Source organism: Mycobacterium sp. (assembly GCF_049280035.1).
In the GTDB taxonomy this organism is placed as follows: Bacteria; Actinomycetota; Actinomycetes; order Mycobacteriales; family Mycobacteriaceae; genus Mycobacterium.
Window position 1 is genome coordinate 1 of sequence record NZ_JBAPPI010000007.1, and the last position, 12,524, is coordinate 12,524.

At 64.5% G+C, this 12,524-nt stretch carries 13 protein-coding genes; 9 read left to right on the forward strand and 4 right to left on the reverse strand.

Features of this window, described 5'->3' with window-relative positions:
* The 3 genes from WAN71_RS00185 to WAN71_RS00195 all read left to right on the forward strand — a co-directional run.
* A partial coding sequence (locus WAN71_RS00185) for an NAD-glutamate dehydrogenase domain-containing protein (protein WP_422223396.1) occupies window positions 1-2,428 on the forward strand: 2,428 nt, incomplete at its 5' end.
* A 44-nt stretch (window positions 2,429-2,472) separates the two neighbouring features.
* Window positions 2,473-2,889, forward strand: coding sequence for an acyl-CoA thioesterase (locus WAN71_RS00190; protein WP_422223407.1), 417 nt, complete (start codon window positions 2,473-2,475; stop codon window positions 2,887-2,889).
* Window positions 2,877-3,548, forward strand: a complete 672-nt coding sequence (locus WAN71_RS00195; RefSeq protein WP_422223397.1) for a hypothetical protein — start codon at window positions 2,877-2,879, stop codon at window positions 3,546-3,548. The genes WAN71_RS00190 and WAN71_RS00195 overlap by 13 nt, the downstream gene beginning before the upstream one ends.
* A 16-nt stretch (window positions 3,549-3,564) precedes the next feature.
* Here the strand turns inward: WAN71_RS00195 and WAN71_RS00200 are convergent, their stop codons facing one another.
* From WAN71_RS00200 to WAN71_RS00210, 3 genes are read right to left on the reverse strand one after another with little or no spacing between them, the layout of a single operon-like run.
* Window positions 3,565-4,602: a pyridine nucleotide-disulfide oxidoreductase gene (locus tag WAN71_RS00200; protein WP_422223398.1), complete on the reverse strand. Its 1,038-nt coding sequence runs from the start codon at window positions 4,600-4,602 to the stop codon at window positions 3,565-3,567.
* 6 nt (window positions 4,603-4,608) lie between these two features.
* Window positions 4,609-6,183, reverse strand: a complete 1,575-nt coding sequence (locus WAN71_RS00205; protein ID WP_422223399.1) for a glycoside hydrolase family 13 protein — start codon at window positions 6,181-6,183, stop codon at window positions 4,609-4,611.
* On the reverse strand, window positions 6,183-6,578 hold the full coding sequence (locus tag WAN71_RS00210) for a globin (protein WP_422223400.1): 396 nt from the start codon (window positions 6,576-6,578) through the stop codon (window positions 6,183-6,185). Before WAN71_RS00210 ends, WAN71_RS00205 begins: the two co-directional genes overlap by 1 nt.
* 156 nt (window positions 6,579-6,734) lie before the next feature.
* On the opposite strand from WAN71_RS00210, the gene WAN71_RS00215 reads away from it, so the two are divergent.
* The 3 genes from WAN71_RS00215 to WAN71_RS00225 all read left to right on the forward strand — a co-directional run bounded on the left by WAN71_RS00215 (window position 6,735) and on the right by WAN71_RS00225 (window position 8,182).
* Window positions 6,735-7,391: an HNH endonuclease gene (locus WAN71_RS00215; RefSeq protein ID WP_422223401.1), complete on the forward strand. Its 657-nt coding sequence runs from the start codon at window positions 6,735-6,737 to the stop codon at window positions 7,389-7,391.
* A 106-nt stretch (window positions 7,392-7,497) separates the two neighbouring features.
* The gene (locus WAN71_RS00220) at window positions 7,498-7,728 is read left to right on the forward strand and encodes a hypothetical protein (RefSeq protein ID WP_422223408.1); all 231 of its coding nucleotides are present in this window, start codon (window positions 7,498-7,500) and stop codon (window positions 7,726-7,728) included.
* A complete protein-coding gene (locus tag WAN71_RS00225; protein ID WP_422223402.1) occupies window positions 7,715-8,182 on the forward strand; it encodes a DUF5130 domain-containing protein in 468 nt (155 codons plus the stop codon). Before WAN71_RS00220 ends, WAN71_RS00225 begins: the two co-directional genes overlap by 14 nt.
* A 15-nt stretch (window positions 8,183-8,197) precedes the next feature.
* On the opposite strand, the gene pepN is transcribed toward WAN71_RS00225, so the two are convergent.
* Entirely contained in the window at window positions 8,198-10,792 is a 2,595-nt protein-coding gene (pepN, locus tag WAN71_RS00230) for an aminopeptidase N (protein WP_422223403.1), read from the reverse strand.
* 131 nt (window positions 10,793-10,923) lie between these two features.
* On the opposite strand from pepN, the gene WAN71_RS00235 reads away from it, so the two are divergent.
* The 3 genes from WAN71_RS00235 to WAN71_RS00245 form a co-directional block, all read left to right on the forward strand.
* On the forward strand, window positions 10,924-11,535 hold the full coding sequence (locus WAN71_RS00235; RefSeq protein ID WP_422223404.1) for a DsbA family protein: 612 nt from the start codon (window positions 10,924-10,926) through the stop codon (window positions 11,533-11,535).
* A gap of 43 nt (window positions 11,536-11,578) precedes the next feature.
* Window positions 11,579-12,058: a ribose-5-phosphate isomerase gene (locus tag WAN71_RS00240; protein ID WP_422223405.1), complete on the forward strand. Its 480-nt coding sequence runs from the start codon at window positions 11,579-11,581 to the stop codon at window positions 12,056-12,058.
* 8 nt (window positions 12,059-12,066) lie between these two features.
* A partial coding sequence (locus WAN71_RS00245; protein ID WP_422223406.1) for a DNA-formamidopyrimidine glycosylase family protein occupies window positions 12,067-12,524 on the forward strand: 458 nt, incomplete at its 3' end.

Here is a 12,524-nt window from a genome sequence, read left to right on the forward strand (position 1 = left end):
GCGGTGGTCGGATCGGCGAGACGACTTCCGCACCGAGATCCTGGGCCTGGTCAAGGCTCAGGCCGTCAAGAACGCGGTCATCGTGCCGGTCGGCGCCAAGGGCGGGTTCGTCGTCAAACAGCCGCCACTGCCCAGCGGCGACCCCGGTGCTGACCGCGAGGCCACCCGAGACGAAGGCATCGCCTGCTACAAGCTGTTCATCTCTGGATTGCTCGACGTCACAGACAACGTCGACCACACCACCGGCAAGGTCAGCACGCCCGCGGAGGTGGTGCGGCGCGACGACGACGACGCCTATCTGGTGGTGGCCGCGGACAAAGGCACCGCGACATTTTCCGACATCGCCAACGATGTCGCAAAGTCCTATGGGTTCTGGCTGGGCGACGCCTTCGCGTCCGGCGGATCGGTGGGCTATGACCACAAAGCGATGGGGATCACCGCCAAGGGCGCCTGGGAAGCGGTCAAACGGCATTTCCGGGAAATGGGGGTCGACACCCAGACCGAGGACTTCACCGTGATCGGTGTCGGTGACATGAGCGGTGACGTATTCGGCAATGGCATGTTGCTGTCCAAGCACATTCGCCTGCTGGCCGCCTTCGACCACCGCCACATCTTCCTCGACCCCGATCCCGATCCGGCCACCTCCTGGGAAGAACGTCGGCGGATGTTCGAGCTGCCCAGCTCCAGCTGGGACGACTACGACAAGTCTTTGATCAGCGCGGGTGGCGGGGTGTTCAGCCGCGAACACAAAACGATCCCGATCAGCGACCAGGTTCGCGCAGCGCTGGGAATCCAGGACGATGTCACCGAGATGGCGCCCCCCAATCTGATCCGGGCGATCCTGCGAGCGCCGGTCGATCTGCTGTTCAACGGCGGTATCGGAACCTATATCAAGGCCGAAGCTGAATCCGACGCCGACGTCGGTGACCGTGCCAACGACCCGGTGCGGGTCAACGCGAATCAGGTGCGCGCCAAGGTCGTTGGCGAGGGCGGCAATCTCGGCGTCACCGCGCGTGGCCGGGTCGAGTTCGACTTGTCCGGCGGCCGGATCAACACCGATGCCATAGACAATTCGGCCGGCGTGGACTGTTCTGACCACGAGGTCAACATCAAGATCCTGGTCGACGCCCTGATCACCGCGGGCAAGATCGACCCCGGTGAACGTACCCAACTACTCGAGTCGATGACCGACGAGGTCTCGGAGTTGGTGCTCGCCGATAACGCCGACCAGAACGACCTGATGGGCACCAGCCGCGCCAACGCTCCCAGCCTGCTGCCGGTGCACGCCGACCAGATCAGATACTTGGTGACCGAGCGCGGGCTGAATCGCGAACTGGAGGCGCTGCCGTCGGACAAGGAGATCGTGCGCCGACTCGAGGCCGGCCTGGGGCTCACATCGCCGGAACTCGCGACGTTGATGGCGCATGTCAAGCTGACGCTCAAAGACGAGCTGTTGGGCAGCGATCTGCCGGACCAAGAAGTGTTCGCCAGCAGGCTGCCGCGATACTTCCCATCGCCGCTGCGCGACCGGTTCGGCTCGGCGATCCGCTCCCACCAGCTGCGGCGGGAGATCGTGACCACGATGCTGGTCAACGATCTGGTGGACACCGCCGGCATCAGCTACGACTACCGGATCGCCGAGGACGTCGGTGTCAGCCCGGTGGATGCGGTACGTACCTATGCGGCAACAGACGCCATCTTCGGGATTGAGCAACTGTGGCACAGTATCCGCGCGGCCGACGTGCCGGTCACGGTGTCCGATCGGATGACGTTGGATACCCGACGGCTGATCGACCGTGCCGGGCGCTGGTTACTCAACTACCGGCCGCAGCCCTTGGCGGTCGGCGCCGAAATCAACCGATTCGCCAAGAAGGTGGAAACGCTGACACCGCGCATGTCGGACTGGCTGCGCGGTGACGACAAAGCGATCGTGGAAAAGGAAGCCGGTGAATTCGTCGCACAAGGCGCATCCGCGGACCTTGGCTACATGGTGGCCGCCGGTTTGTACCGGTACAGCTTGCTCGACATCATCGATATCGCCGACATCGACGAACGCGATCCCGCCGAGGTCGCCGAAACCTATTTCGCGCTGATGGACCACCTCGGCACCGACGGTCTGTTGACCGCGGTGTCCGCCCTGCCGCGCCGCGATCGCTGGCACTCGTTGGCGCGCTTGGCGATTCGTGACGACATCTACTCGTCACTGCGGACGTTGTGCTTCGACGTGCTCGCCGTTGGTGAACCCGACGAAAGCGGCGAAGAGAAGATTCGCGAATGGGAGCACACGAGCGCCTCACGGGTGGAGCGCGCGCGGCGGACGCTGACCGAGATCTACGAGAGCGGCCAGAAGGATTTGGCCACCCTGTCGGTGGCGGCACGGCAGATTCGCCGCATGACGCGCACCAGCGGGCGAGGATCGTCGGGGTGACCGCCGGCGACGATGCAGAGCGTAGCGATGGGGAGGAGCGGCGCATAGTCACCGTGGGATTCGTGGCAGCTGTCCCGGTCCGCTGGTCGGACATCGACATGTACCAGCACGTCAACCACGCGACCATGGTCACGATCCTCGAAGAGGCCCGCGTGCCGTTCCTTTCGCACGCGTTCGGTGCCGACATCACCAGCATCGGTCTGCTGATCGCCGATGTGCGCGTCACCTACAAAGGTCAGCTGCGGCTGGCTGATTCGCCGCTGCAGGTCAGCATGTGGGTGAAACGCCTGCGAGCGGTCGATTTCACGCTCGGCTACGAAGTGCGTTCGGTCAACGCCGACCCGGACTCGAAGGCCGCCGTGATCGCCGAGTCGCAACTGGCCGCTTTCCATATCGACGAGCAGCGGCTGGTGCGCTTGTCGCCACACCATCGGGAGTACCTGCAGCGGTGGCTGCGGTAGCCGAGCGGGGACTGTGGCTGGGTCCAGAATCCATGGCCGCCCACCGCGCGGACTTGTCCGCGTTCGTCGAACGGGCAGCGCGACTCGATCCCGCCGCGGTCATCCGGTTGCGCACTCGTCCAGGCGGGGCATTGACCGCTTGGGCGGTCACCGGCTTCGACGTGCTGGCCAGCCGGGTGGTGGCCGGCAGCCTGCGGCCCGACGACTTATCCATCGGCGCAGATGAATTGGCACGTGGACTGGCCGCGATAGACAGCTCCGGGTACGTCAATCCCGGCTTCCCGATGGATTCCGCGTGGCGGGGTGCGTTGCCGCCGGACTCAGGTTTCACCCACCTTGACGACGTACCGGCACGCCAAATGCTGGATTTGGCGCAGCGCGGCGCCCAGCTGGCCAAAGAGCACGGCGGTCCGCAGGGTCCACCGGTATCGCTGCTCGACCAGGAGGTGATCCGGGTCAGCTCGGGTGATGTCAGCGTTGGCGTCCCGATGCGGTGCGTGTTCGCTTTGACCGCAATGGGTTTCCTGCCGCAGTCATCCGAGGCTGTCGACGCCGATGAGATCGTCCGGGTCCGTACGCTGCCGGCCTGGTTGCGCATCGACGCGCGGTTCGGTTCGGTGTACCGACGTCGCGGAGACCCGGCGCTGGTACTGCGCTGATCCGCACGCTTGTTCGCTATGCGGAGTACCGCAACCACAAAGGCAGAACCGAATGAAGGTGATCGATGAATTTTTTCAAGCCCACTCGGTATTCGAGGTAGCCATACAGGTCGGTTGTATACGCTGGAAACGCGATGCCGCACCCGAACAGGCCTGGAGCGAGGATGCCGTTAGTGGGGTCGTAATCTAGCTGGCCATACTGTCTGGTTGCCGGCAGCTTTCTTCGCTCGAAGCCGACCGCATAAACGACGCGGTCGCATGCTGCAAGCTTCTCGGCAAAATCCGGGCCGTCCACCCAGCACCTCTCCAGCCGGTCTGGATAGGTGCCGTCGATATTCTCTCGAGCCCACTCAGCCGCTTGACCTTTCAGGCCAACATCGTCGAACAGAATCCCATCATCGAGGTAGATGGCATATGTGAGCGGACTGCGATAGAAGTTGATAATTCTTTCGACGGGCTGACGCAAGAGATTCGGTAACGCGCTCATCGTCGAATGTGAAGACCCGAACACCGCGACCGTGGCATTTTCCAGCGGCTGTTTTGCCAGCTTCTCCGGGTCGAGCACGACTTCTAGCGGAATCTCCTCCAGATGAGGGTAGGACAGCTTTTTCGGAACTGCCCCGACGGCGAGGATCACATTTTTGGAGCCAAGTTCCCGCTGGTGGGTTTCAATTCTCCATTGCCTTCCTTCCAAGAAGAGGGCGGTCGCGGTCGTTTGGAAAACGTCTACCCGCTCACGCAGGTGTTGAGTGATCCAAACCAAAGGATCGGCGATCAGCGCCAGGGCGCATGTCTCGTGGGCATCCACCTCCAGTAGCGGCATCGGGGGTGCTGTTGAGAACCGAAATGCGGAAGAGCCGTCCAAATAGCTCAGGAACAGCCCGACCTGCGTGTTACTCGAAACCGACCGCCACTTCTCGCCGAGGTCGCCGGCGGCAAACGCGGGATCGATCCAGGCAATCGTTTCGGGCGGTATTCCCTGATCGAGGAGTTTGCCCACAGCCGCAATCCCCGCAGGTCCGGCTCCGATGACTGTCCACGCAAAGGCTGCCATGGACTACTACACCAGCCAGGCGGCGGCATCGGGCGGCAACTTCCCGCCAACCAACGGCGTGCTCGTCAGAATTACCTCGCCGTCCGGCAGTCGCAGCGCCCGCTTGCTGGCGTTCAGCGCGCAGCGCAGCCCGTGATCACCGCGTTCGAACACCAACATGCCGCGCGGTGCGGGCAGCCACTCGATCCGGTTTCCAGTGAATTCTACACGGTTACAGCGTATTTCGAGTGCCTGCCGGAAGAACGACAAGGTCGAGTCGGTTTCGCTGAGCTGCTTTTCGACGGTCAGGGCAGCCCACTCCGGCGGCATCGGAAGCCAGGTGTCGGGCGATGAGGAGAACCCGAACGGGGGAGTGTCGCCGCGCCACGGAATCGGAATGCGGCACCCGTCGCGGCCGCGTACGGTGTGCCCCGAGCGTTCCCACGTCGGATCGCGCAGCGCTTCGTCGGGCAACTCGACATTGGGCAGCCCCAACTCCTGCCCGTTATAGAGGAACACCGCGCCAGGCAGGGCGAGCGTCACCATCGCCATCGCCCGCGCCCGATCGAGTCCGACGATGCCCCCGCCGTAGCGGCTGGGTCCGCGCTTGACATCGTGATTTTCCAACGTCCATGTGGGAGTGGCGTTTTCAATCGCCGCCGCGGCCAGGGTGTTCTCGATCGCATCGCGGATGTCTGCGATGTCGAATTTGGCTCGCACCATGCGGAAATTGAAGCCCAGGTGCAGCTCGTCGGCCCGCAAGTACTCGGCCCAGCTGGCGTTGTCGAAAACCCAAACCTCTCCGATGGTCACTGCCTCGGGATAGTCGTCCATGACCGTGCGGATGTCGCGGTGAATCGCGTGCACATTGGGATGGTTAAACCGTGGATCACCGTCGCTGAGCATCCGTGGCCGCATCTCGACATCGGTGTCCGGAAGGCCCGGCGGCTTAGCCATCCCGTGTGCGACGTCGATGCGGAAGCCGTCGACGCCGCGCTCCAGCCAGAACCGCAATGTCTTTTCAAGATCGTCGAAGACCTCTGGGTTGTCCCAGTTGAGGTCCGGCTGCTCGACGTCGAACAGATGCAGATACCACTGGCCCGGATTACCGTCCGGCTCGACGACCCGAGTCCAGGACGGCCCGCCAAACACGGACTGCCAGTTATTCGGCGGCTCCAGCCCACCGGGTCCCCGACCGTCGCGGAAGATATAGCGGTTCCGGGCGGCGCTGCCGGGTTCGGCAGCCAGCGCCTCCTGAAACCAGGGATGCTGCGAGCTGGTGTGGTTGGGCACCAAATCCATGGTGATCCTGATGTCGCGCTCATGCGCTGCCGCGATCAGTCGCTCAAAAGCGGCCAGGCCACCGAACAACGGATCGATGTCGCGCGGATCGGCCACGTCATAGCCATGGTCGGCCATCGGCGACACCATGATAGGGCTGAGCCACAGCGCGTCGACGCCCAGTTGGACCAGGTAGTCCAACCGGGACGCCACCCCGTCGAGGTCACCGACGCCGTCGCCGTCGCCGTCGGTGAACGACCGCGGATACACCTGATAAAACACCGCGCGCGACCACCACGGCTCATATTGTCGGGAGATCATCAGAAGGCGGAATTCACCAAGGAGTGCGCGGCCATCTCCAGGTATTCGAGCAGCTCCTTACGATGCGCGTCGTCGAGGGTGTCAGAGTCGATGGACGCGACCGCGGTGTGCATACATCGCAACCAGGCGTCGCGCTCGAACGGGCCGATCTGAAACGGGACGTGCCGCATCCGCAACCGGGGATGGCCGCGGCGTTCGGAGTAGGTCCGCGGGCCGCCCCAATACTGCTCAAGGAACATCCGTAGCCGTTCCTCGGCGCCGGCGAGGTCGTCCTGCGGGTACACCCGGCGCAGGATTTCGTCCTCGGCGACCAGCTGGTAAAAGCGCGACACGATCGCGTGGAAGGTATCTGCGCCACCGATAGCGTCGTAAAAGGATTGTTGTGCTTGTTCCATCACCTCCATTGTGGGGCATCGCGACCGGCCGCCGGGCGCGTGTCACCCGTCGTCGCAAAAGTCTGCACCCGCTGTTCACCGGATTGACCAGCCAACACCGGCCAATTTGGCGTGCGATCGCTGGCGAATCGTGGTGGACTGTTCGGCGGAGGATGTATGGCGCAGCGCAACAGACGCCGCGGCCACCGCAGTTCCGGTGCCGCGGCAGGCAGAACCGAGCCCGCGACCGGCCCATGTCTGCACAGCGTTCCCACCGTCGACATCCACGCGCCTGTTTCGCATGACACCGGATCGATCTGGAATCGCCGGCGTGTGCTGCTGCTGAACTCCACCTACGAGCCGTTGACCGCATTGCCCGTGCGCCGCGCGATCATCATGCTGATCTGCGGCAAAGCCGACATGGTGCACGAGGATCCGGGCGGACCCGTCATTCACTCGGCGACCAGATCGGTCGCGTTGCCATCGGTGATCCGGCTGCGGTCTTACGTTCGGGTGCCCTATCGGGCCCGCGTCCCGATGACCCGGGCGGCGCTGATGCACCGCGACCGCTTCTGTTGCGCATATTGCGGAGCCAAGGCCGACACCGTCGACCATGTGGTGCCCCGGAGTCGCGGCGGCGATCATTCCTGGGAGAACTGCGTGGCGTGCTGCTCGACCTGCAACCACCGAAAAGGTGACAAGCTACTCACCGAGCTCGGCTGGTCGCTGCGGTTGGCGCCGACCTCGCCCAAAGGCCAGCATTGGCGGCTGCTGTCGACGGTCAAAGAACTCGATCCGTCCTGGGCGCGATACCTCGGCGAAGGCGCGGCATAGCCCGGTGACGATGCGCGCCGCGTAGCGGCGCGCTGAGGAGGCGGGCAATTCAGACGCCGCCCGGTGTAGCAACCGCCGGTGGGATACGGTTTGCGTCGTGAGCATGATGGAAATCCACCTTTACTTCGTGGGCATCCCGTTGTTGCTGGTCATCCTGCTGGTGGCGCTGATCTGGTCGCGCAAGGGGCCGCACCCGGCGACCTACAAGATGTCCGAACCGTGGACGCATCCCCCGATCCTGTGGGCCGCCACCGACGAAGTTTTCGGGCACGGCGAGCATTCTGGCCACGGCGCATCGGATATAAGCGTGGGAGGTGGCGCCAGTGGCAACTGGTGAGGTCGCAGTCATCCAGCCCACCGAGCTGCCGAAAGGCTCGGTGATCACCACCAGCGGACGAATCTCCGGAGTCACCGAACCCGGAGAGGTGTCGGTGCACTACCCGTTTCCGATCAACGAACTGGTCAGCCTTGACGACGCGCTCACCTACGGGTCGCGGGCCGCGGGCGCACGGTTCGCTGTTTACATCGGCGACTTGGGCAGCGATACCGCGGCGCGAGCACGCGAGATCCTGGGCCAGGTGCCGACGCCGAACAACGCGGTGCTGATCGCCGTCTCACCCGACCAGCACGCGATCGAGGTGGTCTACGGCTCGGAAGTCCGCGGTCGGGGTGTCGAGTCGTCCGCGCCGCTTGGCATCGCCGCCGCTGCGTCGGCGTTCAAAAACGCTGAGCTGATCGACGGCCTGGTCAGCGCGATTCGGGTGACCAGCGCGGGCATCTCGCCCGTCTAGCGTCGTTCCGCCCTTTCAGGCCGCTCCGCCGCTGTCGAATCGATGCGCGCGCAGCGACCGCTCGATCCCGGCTCGGCCCTCGAGTACCAGTCGGTGCAGCGCCGGAGGCAGCTCGGGGTCGGCGAGGAACCGGTCGGCGGCGGCGACGCCGTCGTCGCTGATGTCCCAGGACGGATATAAACCGATCACCACCGTCTGTGCGACCTCACTCGACCGGCGTTGCCAAATGCCGGGTATCGCAGCGAAGTAGCGCTCGGTGAACGGCTTCAGCAGCTCGGCCTGGCCAGGTTCGACGAAGCCGCCGATGATCGAACGGGCGATGGTGTTGGCCAGCGTGTCGTCTTCGGTGACCTGGCTCCACGCCTCCTCCTTGACGGCCAACTGCGGCCGCGCCGCCGCGGCTTGGGCCCCGTGCCGCTTGCCGGCAGCTGTCGGGTCGCGCTGCACCTCGGCATCGATGAAGGGTGTTTCCGGGCCGTCGGCGTCGATATCGCCGGCGGCGGCCAGCGCAGTGACGATGCGCCAACGCAGGTCCGTGTCGATCGACAGACCGGCCAGCCCCAGGTGAGCAGGGTCTTGGTCGTGAGGTAAGCCGAGCAGGTCGGCCAGCACTACGACATGTCGGGTGGACAGCACCGATGAACACAGCGCGTTGACGAAGGCCAGCTGATGGTCTGAGCCCGGCTGTGCGCCGCGGGCCAGCTCCAGCAGCCGGTCGGCGAACGCCGGCCAACCCTCTGAACGGGCCCAGGCCGGGTTGGCGTAAGAACCCAGCGCGGTCTGCGCCTGCAACAGCAGCCGCTGCGCCACCCCTACTTCAGTCTCGGCCTGAACGCCACTGGAGACCAGTGCCACGAAGTCGCGGGCCCGCAGCTCGGCGTCGCGGGTCATCTCCCAGGCGGCCGACCACACCAGCGTGCGCGGCAGCGGCTCGGCGATGTCGGCGATGCGTTCCAACGCGGTCTGCAGTGATTCAGGGTCCAGCCGAAGCGAGCAGTAGGTCAGGTCGTCGTCGTTCACCAGGACCAAACGACCGCGCGAAACACCGTTCAACGCGGGCACTTCGGTGCTTTCGCCGCTGATGTCGAGCTCCTCACGATGGATCCTGACCAGCTTGCCGCTGCCATCGTCGTCGTAGATGCCCACCGCGAGCCGGTGCACCCGGGTCTCGCCTGCGCCGGGCGCCGCACCGCTCTGCGTGACGGCGAACCGGGTGAATCGACTGTCGGCGTCGACGTCGAAATCCGCGCGCAGCGTGTTCAGACCGGTCGTCTTCAGCCACTGCCTGCCCCAGTCGGACAAGTCACGGCCGGAAGCCTTTTCGAGCGCGATCAGCAGATCGTCGAACGTGGCGTTGTCGAATGCGTGGGCGCGGAAGTAGTCGCGCAGACCGGCCAGGAAGTGCTCCAGGCCGACGTAGGCCACCAGTTGTTTGAGCACGCTGGCGCCTTTGGCATAGGTGATGCCGTCGAAGTTGACCTCGACCGCGGCCAGGTCGGGAATGTCGGCGGCCACCGGATGTGTCGACGGGAGTTGGTCCTGGCGGTAAGCCCACGACTTTTCGGCGTTGGCGAACGTCGTCCACGCTTGCGTGAATTCGGTTGCCTCGCTTTGGCATAACACCGAGGCGAAGGTGGCGAACGACTCGTTGAGCCACAGGTCGTCCCACCATCGCATGGTGACCAGGTCGCCGAACCACATATGGGCCATCTCATGGAGCACCGTCTCGGCGCGACGCTCGTAGGACGCACGGGTGACCTTGCTGCGGAACACGTAGTCTTCCAGGAACGTCACCGCTCCGGCATTCTCCATCGCGCCGGCGTTGAACTCCGGTACGAACAATTGGTCGTATTTGCCGAACGCGTACGGCACGCCAAAGTTCTTGTGATAGAAGCTGAATCCCTGCTTGGTCTGAGTGAACAGCCGCTCGGCATCCATGAACTCCGCGAGCGTGGCTCGGCAGAAGATGCTCAGCGGAATCTCGCCGTGCTCGTCGCTGTAGGTGTCCTTCCAGCGTGCATACGGGCCCGCGATCAGCGCCACCAGGTAGGTGCTCATCCGTGGCGTGGTGGCAAACGTGTGCACGCCGTCCTCGACGCTTGCGGTGGCCCCGTTGGACACGACCTGCCAGTGCTGCGGCGCGGTCACCGACAGGTCGAACGCCGCTTTGAGGTCGGGCTGATCGAAGCAGGCGAACATCCGCTTGGCGTCGGCAGTTTCGAACTGCGAATACAAATACACCTCGCCGTCGACTGGGTCGACGAACCGGTGCACGCCCTCGCCGGTGTTGGAGTAGAGGCAGTCAGCGTCGACCACCACGACGTTGTGCTTGGCCAGACCGGATAGCGCAATACCGATCGACTCGTCGTAGCTAGACACGTCGACTTCGCGTCCGTTGAGGGTGGCGCGGTGAATCTTGTCGGCGGCGATGTCGATGGCGGTGTCGGCGCCCGGGAGGGCATCAAACGTCACGGTGGTGATTGAGCGGAAGATGTGTTCGCCCGGTCCGCCGTTGCCGTCGGTGAGATCCAGATCGATTCGGTAACTGTCGACGGTGATCAGCGCGGCGCGTTCGAGGGCTTGGTCACGGGTGAGGTTCGGAAGTGGCACGTGTCCAACTTAAGCGGCTGACGTTGCTGGCCGCTCGGGGGCCGGGCAATCGGTGCGAGCGACGGGAACAGGACCGCCGCGGCTAGGGTTGTGATGGACGGCTAGGCCCACCGCCGACGAGAGGACCCTCCATGCCTGAGAAGTCAGTTGCCGATTTTTGGTTTGATCCGCTGTGCCCGTGGGCCTGGATCTCCTCGCGCTGGATCTTGGAGGTGGAGAAGGTCCGTGACATCGAGGTCAATTTCCGGGTAATGAGCCTGGCGGTGCTCAACGAGAACCGCGAGGGTCTGCCTGACGAATACCGCGAACGGTTGGCGAAGGCATTCGGTCCGGTTCGCGTGGCTATTGCTGCCGAGCAGGCCCACGGCGCCGAGGTGCTCGCGCCGCTGTACACCGCGATGGGCACCCGCATTCACAACGAGGACAACAAAGACCTCGATGACGTCATAAAGCAGTCGCTGGCAGAGGTGGGTCTGCCGTCCGAGCTGGCCGACGCCGCTAACAGCGACGCTTACGACGACGCGCTGCGCAAGAGCCATCACGCTGGGATGGACGCCGTCGGCGAAGATGTCGGCACGCCAACCATCCACGTCAACGGGGTGGCGTTCTTCGGCCCAGTGCTGTCGAAGATTCCGCGGGGCGAGGAGGCGGGCAAGCTGTGGGATGCCTCGGTGACCTTCGCGGCCTACCCGCACTTCTGGGAGCTCAAGCGGAGCCGTACCGAGAAGCCCGAATTCGACTAGCCCACATTGCGCCGGTGTGCACCCGCAGGTAAGGATTGCGGGCATGCGCGTCTACCTCGGCTCTGACCATGCCGGATTCGAGCTCAAGCAGCAGATCATCGATCACCTCAAGAAAACCGGGTACGAGCCAATCGATTGCGGGGCCTTCAGCTACGACCCCGAGGACGATTACCCGGCGTTTTGCATCGACGCGGCCACACGTACACTGGCCGACCCCGACAGCCTGGGCATCGTGCTCGGCGGGTCGGGCAACGGTGAGCAGATCGCGGCAAACAAGGTGCCGGGCGCCCGTTGTGCGCTGGCGTGGAGCGTCGAGACGGCGACGTTGGCTCGGCAGCACAACAACGCCCAGCTGGTCGGAATCGGCGGCCGCATGCACACCGTCGAGGAGGCGCTGTCCTTCGTCGATGCCTTCCTGACCACACCGTGGTCGAAAGCTGAACGCCACCAACGGCGTATCGACATACTCGCCGAATACGAACGCACGCACCAGGCCCCGCGGGTACCCGGCGCGGTGGGTTAAGACCAGGCGTGCCCGAAGGGCATACCCTGCATCGACTGGCCCGGCTGCACCGGCGCCGATATGCCGGTGCGCCAGTGGCGGTCTCGAGTCCGCAGGGTCGGTTCGCAGCGGCGGCGACAGCCGTCGACGGTCGGGTATTGCAACGTGCCACCGCATGGGGCAAGCATCTGTTCCACCACTATGCCGGCGGCTCGATTGTGCATGTGCACCTCGGCCTGTACGGGACGTTCACCGAATGGACACGGCCGCCTGATGTTGCGATGCCGGCTCCGGTCGGGCAGGTGCGGATGCGGATGGTCGGCGCCGAGTTCGGCACCGATTTGCGCGGCCCGACGGTCTGCGAACTGATCGATGAGGCGCAGGTTGCTGATGTGGTGTCCCGGCTCGGACCTGATCCGCTTCGTCGCGACGCCGACCCGACATGGCCGTGGGCACGGATCGCCAAGTCGCGCAGGCCAATCGGCGC